8 protein-coding genes are annotated in these 10,447 nt (G+C 48.1%); 3 read left to right on the top strand and 5 right to left on the bottom strand.

Annotated elements, in window-relative coordinates:
• The first annotated feature begins 189 nt into the window (after nucleotides 1-189).
• The gene (locus SG35_RS04990) at nucleotides 190-1,206 is read left to right on the top strand and encodes a GGDEF domain-containing protein (protein WP_044834706.1); all 1,017 of its coding nucleotides are present in this window, start codon (nucleotides 190-192) and stop codon (nucleotides 1,204-1,206) included.
• 399 nt (nucleotides 1,207-1,605) lie between these two features.
• Here the strand turns inward: SG35_RS04990 and lysS are convergent, their stop codons facing one another.
• The 4 genes from lysS to dsbC all read right to left on the bottom strand — a co-directional run bounded on the left by lysS (nucleotide 1,606) and on the right by dsbC (nucleotide 7,424).
• Nucleotides 1,606-3,153 carry a lysine--tRNA ligase gene (lysS, locus tag SG35_RS04985; protein ID WP_044834705.1) on the bottom strand — a complete coding sequence of 516 codons (1,548 nt, stop codon included), beginning with the start codon at nucleotides 3,151-3,153 and terminating at the stop codon, nucleotides 1,606-1,608.
• Between the two features lie 64 nt (nucleotides 3,154-3,217).
• A protein-coding gene (gene prfB / locus SG35_RS04980; RefSeq protein ID WP_152646744.1) for a peptide chain release factor 2 occupies nucleotides 3,218-4,316 on the bottom strand; the annotation gives its coding sequence in 2 pieces (ribosomal slippage) (nucleotides 3,218-4,240 and nucleotides 4,242-4,316; 1,098 coding nt in all).
• 387 nt (nucleotides 4,317-4,703) lie between these two features.
• Nucleotides 4,704-6,467: a single-stranded-DNA-specific exonuclease RecJ gene (recJ, locus tag SG35_RS04975; protein WP_044834703.1), complete on the bottom strand. Its 1,764-nt coding sequence runs from the start codon at nucleotides 6,465-6,467 to the stop codon at nucleotides 4,704-4,706.
• Between the two features lie 159 nt (nucleotides 6,468-6,626).
• Complete coding sequence (gene dsbC, locus SG35_RS04970; RefSeq protein WP_053043278.1) at nucleotides 6,627-7,424, bottom strand: bifunctional protein-disulfide isomerase/oxidoreductase DsbC; 798 nt, start codon at nucleotides 7,422-7,424, stop codon at nucleotides 6,627-6,629.
• Between the two features lie 202 nt (nucleotides 7,425-7,626).
• Between dsbC and fldB the strand changes: the two genes are divergently transcribed.
• Together fldB and srmB are read left to right on the top strand one after the other, a co-directional pair.
• Entirely contained in the window at nucleotides 7,627-8,142 is a 516-nt protein-coding gene (gene fldB / locus SG35_RS04965) for a flavodoxin FldB (RefSeq protein ID WP_044834702.1), read from the top strand.
• Nucleotides 8,143-8,244: 102 nt separating this feature from the next.
• On the top strand, nucleotides 8,245-9,483 hold the full coding sequence (gene srmB / locus SG35_RS04960) for an ATP-dependent RNA helicase SrmB (RefSeq protein ID WP_044834701.1): 1,239 nt from the start codon (nucleotides 8,245-8,247) through the stop codon (nucleotides 9,481-9,483).
• A gap of 106 nt (nucleotides 9,484-9,589) precedes the next feature.
• On the opposite strand, the gene SG35_RS04955 is transcribed toward srmB, so the two are convergent.
• Nucleotides 9,590-10,369, bottom strand: coding sequence for a DUF481 domain-containing protein (locus SG35_RS04955; RefSeq protein WP_044834700.1), 780 nt, complete (start codon nucleotides 10,367-10,369; stop codon nucleotides 9,590-9,592).
• Nucleotides 10,370-10,447: the final 78 nt, after the last annotated feature.

Raw genomic sequence — 10,447 nt, 5'->3', positions numbered from 1 at the left:
GCAAATGTTAATTTGTTGCTAGAATATGCGCGCGTAAAATTTAGCCTATAATAAACAAAAAATAATAAGAATAAATATTAGGCTCTGTGGTTGATTATCTGTTGTTCAAGGATCATTTTTATTGGGCCTGACAAATACAGCATGAAAAATACAACATGGATTAACCACAGAGACGCTTAAAGGAATACCATGCATAACTATGACAACTATCAGTCGGCATCAGCGTTAAGTGAACAAACCCTCACCTTTTTGACTGAACATAACATAGCGCCAAACCCAGTTAATTATTCTGTTATTTATCACTACCTGAGCCAGAGAAACAGTGAATTAACAGCAGAGATAGATTTCCAGCTAACCCAAAGAAACGCCCTTGACGGTGTGCTGCTGGATGACTTATTTGTTAAATTTTTATCCAACAGCGATAACATTGAAAATAACTTATTGCAGCCGTTTGAAAAAACCTTGAGCCATACCCTGGATAAAATCGATGACCAGGCACAAAGCGAAGAAATGATTTTAGCCAACCTGGCCAAAGCGGATCACGCCCTTAGTGATAATGTCTTGCACAAGCCGCTTAAAAATATCGTCAACTTCCTGATCGGCACCATAAGCAATGCTCAAAAACAGCACCAGAAGTTGTCCGATGAACTGGCGAAAACCAGTGAGGAAGTCACCTTCTTAAAAACCAAACTTGAAGAATCCAGGGAAGAAGCGGTGCATGACGCTTTAACCGGTTTATTAAACCGCAGGGGCTGCGACGATAAACTCCAGGCTCTGGATATCAAGGGTAAACACTCGTCCCTGGTGATCGATATCGACGACTTTAAAAAGATTAACGATACCTTTGGCCATCAGGTCGGCGATAAGGTCATCCAGCGGGTGGCGAAAATCATCAAATCTTCGGTATCGGAAACCGATCTTGCCACCCGTTACGGCGGAGAAGAGTTTCTTATCGTCGCCCCCGGCCAGTCCCTCTCCCAGGCCAGAGCACTCGCCGAGCAGATCCGTTTGTCCGTTGCCGACCTGAAGCTGATCCAGAGGAAATCAAACACCTTTTTACCGCCGATCACGGTTTCTGTCGGCATCGCCGAACTGGCAGACGATAATAGCTGGCCATCCTTTTTTCAGCGGGCGGATCAGGCCTTATACCAGGCAAAAAATGCCGGCAAAAACTGCTGCATTGATGCCTTACCTTTAAAAGATTAAGTAGCGATAGTTTCAGTTAACTTCGGTTGCAGGCCCCCCGGCCCTTCATCTCTCTTTTTATAAAAACGCAGGATTGCCTATATGGATATGGGCACTTAGCTTATGCAGGAGCACATAAGCTGAAATGCATCCATGCATAACCCCTGCACCTGTTCGTCCATGAACTTGCAGAATTACCTGTATGGATATAGGTACTTAGCTTATGCAGGAGCACATAAGCTGAAATGCATCCATGCATAACCCCTGCTCCTGTTCGTCCATGAACTTGCAGGATTACCTATATGGATATAGGTGCTTAGCTTATGCAGGAACATATAAGCTGAAATGCATCCATGCATAAAAAAACCAGCAGGATCGCTGCTGGTTTTTCTCTCAAGCATTATGCCTTTAACAGGAAAACTAATCCGCCTGCGGACGCATATGCGGGAATAAGATCACATCTTTAATGGTCGGGGAGTCGGTAAACAACATCACCAGACGGTCGATGCCTATGCCTTCACCCGCCGTTGGCGGCATGCCAAATTCCAGTGCACGGATATAATCTTCGTCAAAGTGCATGGCTTCATCGTCACCGGCATCTTTTTCTTCAACCTGCTTACGGAAACGTGCCGCCTGATCTTCGGCGTCATTTAACTCCGAGAAACCGTTGGCCAGCTCGCGACCGCCAACAAAGAACTCAAAACGATCGGTAATAAACGGGTTTTCGTCATTGCGGCGCGCCAGCGGAGAGACTTCCCACGGATATTCGGTGATAAAAGTCGGCTGCATCAGGTTATGCTCGGCCACTTCTTCAAAAATCTCACAAATATATTTGCCCGGACCCCAGACCTTGGCAGCATCAGATAACTTAACGCCAACTTCAACCGCCATGGCTTTAAGGCCTTCAAGGTTTTCTTCCGGGTTACGTAAAATGCTTTCATCCAAACCAGGTGCATGTTTTAAGATGGCATCCACCATAGACAAACGCTCAAACGGCTTGCCGAAATCATAAAAAATTTCGCTGGTGACTTCACCGTTTTCGTCTTTTTCCGTGTTGCGCACCATAGTCGTCCCCAATACGTCCTGGGCCACACTACGCAGCATTTCTTCCGTCAGGTTCATCATATCGTTGTAATCGGCATAAGCCTGATAGAACTCTATCATGGTAAATTCAGGGTTATGGCGGGTGGACAAACCTTCGTTGCGGAAGTTACGGTTAATTTCAAATACCCGCTCAAAACCGCCAACCACCAGGCGCTTAAGGTAAAGCTCGGGGGCGATACGCAGATACATATCGATATCTAACGAGTTATGGTAAGTCATAAACGGCTTAGCGGTTGCACCACCGGGGATCACCTGCAGCATAGGGGTTTCCACTTCCATATAATCTCGCTTGACCAGGAAGTTACGGATACCTTCAACCACTTTGGTACGCATTTTAAAGGTATTGCGGGTATCTTCATTGATCATCAGATCAACATAACGCTGACGATACTTGGTTTCCTGATCCGATAAGCCGTGATATTTTTCCGGCAAAGGACGTAAGGATTTAGTCAATAACTGGTACTGGTCCATATTGACATACAGATCCCCTTTACCGGATTTATGCAAGGTTCCGCTGACACCAACGATATCACCGATATCCAACACACCCCAGCGGGCTTTAATGTCTTTTTGCACATTTTTATCGGCATAAGCCTGGATACGCCCGGTCATATCCTGAAGTACTAAGAATGGCCCGCGTTTAGCCATCACACGACCGGCAATGCTGTACACCTCAGATTCAGCTTCCAGGGTTTCTTTATCTTTTTCACCGTGGGCAGACTGTAAATCATTGGCATAGTGTTTTCGTTCAAACTGGTTCGGGTGGCCGTTGGCCGGACAGTTCTCACGAATTTGCGCTAACTTGCCGCGACGCTCGGCAATCAATTTATTCTCGTCTTGCGGTGCTTTTACTTGCTCAGTCATGTTGTTTCTCATTACTTAAAATATGCAACCTCAGGCCCATGCCCACGGTTACCCTGGTTTACCATTAAAGGCCAGATTTGAGGCTGGCTTCAATAAATCTGTCTAAATCGCCGTCAAGCACCGCCTGGGTATTACGGTTTTCAACGCCGGTTCTTAAATCTTTTATGCGGCTGTCATCAAGCACATAAGAGCGGATCTGGCTGCCCCAGCCGATATCCGATTTACCGTCTTCGAGCTCTTGTTTGCCTTCGTTTTGCTTCTGAATTTCCAGCTCGTACAATTTCGCTTTTAACAGCTTCATCGCCGTGGCGCGGTTTTTATGCTGCGAGCGGTCATTTTGGCACTGTACCACTGCCCCGGTAGGAATATGGGTAAGACGAATAGCCGAGTCGGTTTTATTGACGTGCTGACCACCGGCACCGGATGCCCGGTAGGTATCCACCCGTAAATCCGCCGGATTGATATCAATTTCGATATTATCATCCACTTCCGGGTAAATAAACGCCGAAGCAAACGAGGTATGGCGACGCGAGTTGGAATCAAACGGCGATTTACGCACTAAACGATGTACCCCGGTTTCGGTCCGCAACCAGCCATAGGCATATTCACCGCTGTACTTGATGGTACACCCTTTTATACCGGCGACATCGCCGTCGGTCACTTCAATCAGCTCGGTTTTAAAGCCGTGGGCTTCACCCCAGCGCAGGTACATGCGCATCAGCATGCTGGCCCAATCCTGGGCTTCGGTGCCGCCTGAGCCCGACTGGATATCCAGATAACAGTCTGCCGGATCGTTTTCACCGCTGAACATGCGGCGAAACTCTAATTTTTGTAGCTTTTCATCCAGGCCGCCGGCTTCCGAGAGGGCATCTTCGAAAGTTTCTTCATCTTCCTCGTCCACCGCCAGTTCAATCAGACCTTCGATATCTTCACAGCCCGAGTCCAGTTCATCTATGGTCTCGACTATGGCTTCAAGAGACGCTCTTTCTTTACCCAGGGCCTGTGCCCGTTCCGGTTCATTCCAGACATCGGGTAATTCTAATTCACGGCAAACTTCAACTAGACGTTCAGCTTTGAGATCGTAGTCAAAGGTACCCCCTAAGGGTATCTGTGCGTTCGCGAATTTCTTTTAATTTATTTAATATCGGATTAACTTCAAACATGCTATTTAACGCGCTTAGGGCGGCTGCCATGAGAATAAAAAAATAGTCGCGCATTGTAACCTATTAAGGCCAGTAAATAAACGATGTATTCTCGGCAAATAGTGGCTTTTTAACCCGGTTTAGAACAGACAAGGACTATTATCATCACCGCCCGGGCCGGTAGCTACAGCTTAACCCCGGCCTTAGCGCAATAACCCGTCTGTTTTCTCCGGCAAATGTTAAATCCCTTCAGAAATGCCTTCAGGCAAACTCAGCCGCTCGACCATCAACTGTCGGCTTTGTTTACCACGCTATTTCCTTCGACAAGCATTGATATCTAACCGGTAAGCCAGATGCACTTGTTTGGCGTGGGTTGTTTAGGCATAACGCCAGGCTTTGACATCAAGCTTAAAGGCCTTCATTAGAGTCTCCCGGCAACGATAACTGCTCCACCATCAACTGTAAGCTTTGTTTACCTCTAAACTCATTGATATCTAACCGGTAAGCCAGATGCACTTGTTTGGCGTGGATATTAGGCCAGGCCTTAACATCAATATTAAAGGCGATGGCATCAAAGACTTCGCTGCCTTTTTGCACCACCATTTTCAAATGTTTTTCCCCCACCAGGCGCTGCTGTATCAGGGTAAACTCATCATCAAACACAGGCTCGACAAAATTTTGCCCCCAGGGGCCGGCTTCCCTGATGGTTTCGGCAAAGGCCAAGGTCATGTCGGTAAGCGGCAAGGCCCCGTCGGAAAGCAGTTTTCCCTGGAAGTCCTCTTCACTGAGCCAGTCACCGACAAAGCTGTCGAATAATTGCCTGAACTTATCAAAATCACCGGCTTTAATGGATAAGCCGGCAGCCATGGCATGGCCGCCAAATTTCAGGATCAGCCCGGGGTTCTGGCTGTCGATATGTTCGAGCAAATCCCGGATGTGCAAACCGGGGATCGAGCGTGCCGAGCCTTTAATTTCATCCTTACTCTTATCTTCTATGCCATCACCGGCGGCGGCAAAAACGATGCTGGGCCTGTGATATTTCTCTTTTAACCGCCCGCACACTATGCCAATCACCCCCTGATGCCAGTCTTGCTGGAACAGGGCAATACCGCAGGGCAGATTATCTTCGTTAAATTTCAACTGCTTGAGCACGCTTTCCGCTTCTACCTGCATGCCCTGTTCGATTTCCCGGCGAGCTTTGTTTAATTCATCCAGCTCAACGGCCGCGGCCCGGGCAGACATCAGGTCCTTTGACAATAAGCAGTTGATACCAAATGACATATCATCGAGACGACCGGCGGCATTTATTCTCGGTCCCAAAGCAAAACCAAAATCGCTGGCCACCAGCGCCTGCTGGTTTTTATTGGCAATTTCAATCAAAGCCTGGATCCCCGGGCGCGTTAATCCCGCCCGGATCCGTTTTAATCCCTGTGACACTAAAATACGGTTATTGTTATCTAAGGTCACGACATCAGCAACCGTGCCTAAAGCAACCAAATCAAGCAGTTGGGCGATATTAGGTTCAGCCATGCCTTTTTCACCGAACCAGTTAAGATCCCGTAAATATTTACGCAGGGCCAGCATCAGGTAAAAGGCGACCCCGACCCCGGCTAGTGCTTTACTGGGAAAGGGACAGCCGGGCTGATTCGGGTTCACTATGGCATCGGCATCCGGTAGCTGACTGCCGGGCAAATGATGATCTGTCACCACCACGGCAATGCCGAGCTCTTTTGCACGTTTTACCCCCGCCAGACAGCTGATGCCGTTATCGACCGTCACCAATAACTGCGCCCCTTGTCCGGCGGCCAGGTCGACAATTTCCGGGGTCAGACCGTAACCGTACTCAAAACGATTCGGCACCAGAAAATCATGGTTCGTGCTGCCGAGCAACATTAACGCTTCCATCATCAGCGCGGTACTGGTGGCGCCGTCGGCATCAAAATCCCCGACGACAATAATGCGCTGCTGCTGCGCCATCGCCAGGTGTAAAATACGGCAGGCATCATCCAGGCCTTTTAATGACTGCACCGGCGCCATTTGTGAAGTAGTTAAGTCCAGCTCCCGGGCACAGGTGACACCACGGCGGGCATAAATTTGTTTAATCAGCGGATGTAAATCGCCGGATAAGTGTTCATCCGCAACAAAGGGACGACGGATGATTTGTTTAAGCATGGAAAGTCCTTGGCGATAACAAAGGTGAAGATAAAGCAGCAGAAAAAATCAGGAGCTTTAACGGCAAGTGACCATTAAAGCTCCGCTGATATCGGCTACCTTACTCAGAGCTGGAAGCCCAAAGGGATTGGCGGCAACCGACCAGTACAGGTAAAGCGGTTACAGGCTCTCAAGCACCTGAAGCAGATCTCTTGGTTCACGGTAACCCGGTAACATCATGCCATTTGCCAGCATGATAGCCGGGGTGCCGTTAACACCGACACGACGACCAAAATCAAATTCCGCTTCAACCGGCTTGTCACAAATACGATGGGCAACGGCAGAGCCGGCTTTCGCCTTGGTCATGGCGGTGTTGGGGTCTTCGTGGCACCATATCGAGCGCATATCCTGGAAGCCCTGGGTCAGGTTACCGTTACGGTCGGTGATGCCGGCGCGCGGATAAGCCAGGTAACGTACGGTAATGCCCATCTCATTGTATTCATCCATTTGCTCGTGCAACTTACGGCAATAGCCGCAAGTAATATCGGTAAACACGGTGACCACATGTTTCTCGTTTTTCGCCGGATAAACGATCATATCGTTGGCAAATTTATCCATGCCGGTCACCCTGACCTTGGCCATGCTTTCTTCCGTTAAGTTAGTGACCTCCTTTTCAATAGAGAAAAGCTTGCCATGGAAGAAATAGGCACCGTCGTAACTGGCATAAAACAAGCCCTGGTTGGTGATCACTTCGGCAATACCGGCAACCGGGGTAGTCGCCACCCCTTCTACTTCAAGGCCAAGTTTGGCGGTTAATTTTGCTTTTAAGGCGTTAGCATCCAGCCCGGCAGACTTGGCAGCCACGGCAGAAGACGGCTGAACAGCCGAGGTTAAAATATCCTGGCCTTTTTCGGCCGCCACAGATGCCGAGTAGGCAAAAATAGCCAGCGTAGCTCCCGAGATTAACTTTTTAAACATGCAGATGTATTCCTAAATTTAACTGATCCATGAATATGACCTTACTCCATGCCATAAAATTACAGGGTAGTGGCCTTAAATGCAATCACAAGGCCGGGATTATTGCACTTTGACACCAATATAATCGTAAACTGGTAAACAGACCCGCCTTTCTGGTAAACTCGCGCTGCAATTTAACCCCGGTATTTCTTGAGTATTACGAATGAAAATTGGCTTATTTTATGGTTCCACCACCTGCTATACCGAAATGGCAGCAGAAAAGATACAATCCGTCATTGGCGAATCCATGGTTGAACTTCACAATATCAAAGATGTGCCTTTGTCCGCCTGCCAGGATTATGATTTTCTTATTTTTGGCATCTCCACCTGGGATTACGGCGAATTACAGGAAGACTGGGAATCACACTGGCAAGAAGCCGCCGGCTTAGATCTTAACAACAAGGTGATCGCCTTATACGGCATGGGGGATCAGATAGGCTACAGCGAATGGTTCCAGGATGCCCTGGGCATGTTACACGATATTATCGTGCCCTCAGGCGCAGCTATCATCGGCTACTGGCCGAACCAGGGTTATGAATTTGCCGCTTCAAAAGCCCTTACCCAGGATAACAGCCATTTTGTCGGCCTGTCCATCGATGATGAAAACCAATACCAGCTCACCGATGAACGAATTGCCAGCTGGTGCCAGCAAATACTGGAAGAATTCGCCGACTTATAAGCAAAAAATAACGATTTGGGTGAAATTTCATAAGAAGCTTAGGAAAAAAAGCACTTTGCCACTATAATCTGCACATCCTGATTTCCAATACAATAGACAAGCATGTTTGAGCAGTTTGATTTAGACAATGAATTACTAGGCGGTGTCGAAAACGCCGGTTTTAAAAAGCCCACTTCCATTCAACAATTAGTGTTACCCGAAGCCATGGCTGGGAAAGATGTTCTGGCATCGGCCCCTACGGGTACGGGTAAAACCGCGGCTTTTATCCTGCCTGCTGCCCAGCATCTGCTTGACTACCCGAGAACCAAACCGGGTTTTCCCCGGGTTTTGATCCTCTCGCCGACCCGTGAGCTTGCCCTGCAAATTCATGAACAAACGGAAAAACTGACCAGCTTAACCAAGATAAAATCCGGCGTGATCACCGGCGGCGTCAACTACGGCAGCCATAAAGATATTCTGACCGCCACCACGGATATGTTGATCGCCACCCCGGGGCGGTTAATGGAATATATCGAAAATGAACAGTTTGATGCCAGGGAAATTGAAATCCTGATCTTGGATGAGGCCGACCGCATGCTGGACATGGGCTTTGCCGAGACCATCAACCGCATCGTTGCCGAAGCCCGCTGGCGCAAACAGACCATGTTGTTCTCGGCGACTTTGGAAGGCTCCTCGGTGATCCGTTTTGCCAAAGAAGTACTCACAGAGCCGGTTTATTTAGAATCGGATCCTTCCCGCAAGGAAAAAGCCAAGATCCATCAGTGGCTGCACCTGGCGGATAATTTTGAGCACAAATTTCAGCTACTCGCCAACATCCTGAAACAGGAAGAAGTGAAAAAAGCCGTGGTATTTGCCAATAAGCGGGAAACCGTGCAATACCTTTCGGGTAAATTATACGGCGAAGAGCTACCCTGCGCCTGGCTCGAAGGCAAAATGCCGCAGGATAAGCGCAACAGCTCGGTCGAACGCTTGAAAGATGAAAAAGTAAATATCCTGGTGGCCACCGATGTCGCCGCCCGCGGCCTGGATATCGACGATATCAGTCATGTGATCAACTTTGATATGCCGCGCAAAGCCGATATCTACCTGCACAGAATTGGCCGTACCGGCCGCGCCGGCAACAAAGGCACCGCCATTTCCCTGGTGGAAGCCCATGATATGCCGGTGATCGGTAAGATAGAACGCTACCTGCAAGAGCGCCTGCCCCGCCGCATCATCGAAGAACTGCGGCCGAAAAACAAAGAAGCAAAAGTCGGCTTGAAAAAGCCCAAGGTGAAAAAAACCACCGCCCAGAAAAAAGCCAAGGCGAAGAAACAGGCCAAGCGTAATAAAAAGAAATAACCCGGCTTAACCGACATAAGGGGTTAAGCAATCGCCAAGCGGCTATTCATGCTGCTTGGCGCCTATCTTATCTGCTCCCTACTCTCAATCTAAGAGAGAGCACAAGTTAAAAATTATAAATCAGCGTCACTAAGGTTTCGGTATCGGTATTTTCCTTATCGTCGGCGACATCGGAATTATGGGTGATATAAAAACCTAACTTCATTTGCATGGCATCGCTGAGCTTGGATACCAGCTCAGTTTCCGAGCGGCTTTTGGTATTGGTGCTACCGTATTCCATTGCCAGGCTCTGACGAAAACCGACAAATTCATTGATATCCCAGTTAAAGTTGAGCTTACCCAGGGCGATCACCTCGCCGTCTGTGCTGCCCGCCAGTAAATTCCCTTTACTGTCCAGGGCGGCACTGTCTTTGGCATATTCAAAATATTTATAACCCGGACCGATTTCCCCGTCGAGGTAATAACTTTTCCCTTTAAGCAAACGTTGGCCATAACCTAAAGAAAACACACTTTCATTGCGGTAAGCGCCGAAATAATCCGATAAATGCGAACCATAGACAAATAAATAACTGTGGTCTTCATTTAACTTATAATTGCCCTGGACAGAGGCAAAATACCTTTCACTGGTACGTTCATTGTCTTTACTGCCGTCATCCCGGCTGACTTCGTCTTTTTTATATAAGGTTTCAAGCTTATATTCATTGCGCCAGCGCTCCAGTTCCTGCTTGGCGGTAATGGCGCCTTTTAAGGTACTGCTTTCGGTGTTACCGCTGGTAAGGATAATTCCCAATTCACTGGATATTGCCCAGGGCTTTTTCGTTTCTTGTGCATCAACCGCTCCTGCGGCCAGTAACAATATCAAAGGGGTCAGGCAGGCTTTATTCATCTTAAGTCCTTTTATAGAAAAGAAATGTTTAACGCTACTGTTAATAGCGAATTAAAATGACATTATCCCGGTTATCAC

Source organism: Thalassomonas actiniarum, from assembly GCF_000948975.2.
GTDB classification, from domain to species: Bacteria; Pseudomonadota; Gammaproteobacteria; order Enterobacterales; family Alteromonadaceae; genus Thalassomonas; species Thalassomonas actiniarum.
Note: the sequence above shows the minus strand (reverse complement) of the source record. Positions and strands in the feature narration are given on the sequence as shown.